We start from the raw sequence: 613 nt of genomic DNA, 5'->3' as shown, positions 1-613 counted from the left end.
TTAGCTTCTTTCCTATCAGAAGTTGTTAAAGGCGGCGGTTTCCCTCTTTGGCTACTTCCTGCTATTGGTTATTTGCTTGGCTGTGTTATAGCCTTCTCTACTGGAACAAGCTGGGGTACTTTTGCTATACTTATTCCTATAGTAATACCTATTGCTACAGGTCTTGCTAATGCTAATGGTTATTCTGGAGAACAGCTTTTGAATGTACTTCTTATTAGTGTAGGTTCTTTGGTTTCTGGTGCTGTATTTGGAGACCACTGCTCTCCTATATCTGATACTACTATACTTTCTTCTACTGGAAGTAACTGTCCTTTATTGGAACAYGTTAGTACACAGCTTCCTTATGCTAGTTTGGTAGCTATTGCTTCATTTATAGGAGTTATAGTTGGAGGTATTACTTTAAATCCTTTCTTGGCTTTATTAACAGGATTTGTAATAATGTGTATAATGGCTATACTAGCACCAAAATTTTATGATAGAAAAAYGATAAAATAATATTAAAAAATATTTTTATTAATTCTAAAAAGTCTCATAATTTCTTATATTATGAGACTTTTTTTGTTTTTTTCATATTTAATTAATAATATTTAAAGTACTTTATTTCTATATAAAG

Annotated in this window: 1 protein-coding gene; it reads left to right on the top strand. The window is 31.3% G+C overall.

Annotated features, from left to right (window positions below; genetic code table 11):
• The coding region (locus GQX97_RS13940) for a Na+/H+ antiporter NhaC family protein (RefSeq protein ID WP_232473442.1) at window positions 1–495 on the top strand (495 nt) is incomplete at its 5' end.
• Window positions 496–613: the final 118 nt, after the last annotated feature.

Origin of the sequence: Brachyspira sp. SAP_772 (assembly GCF_009755885.1) — a bacterium.
In the GTDB taxonomy this organism is placed as follows: Bacteria; Spirochaetota; Brachyspiria; order Brachyspirales; family Brachyspiraceae; genus Brachyspira.
This window is presented reverse-complemented; position numbering and strand designations above follow the sequence as displayed.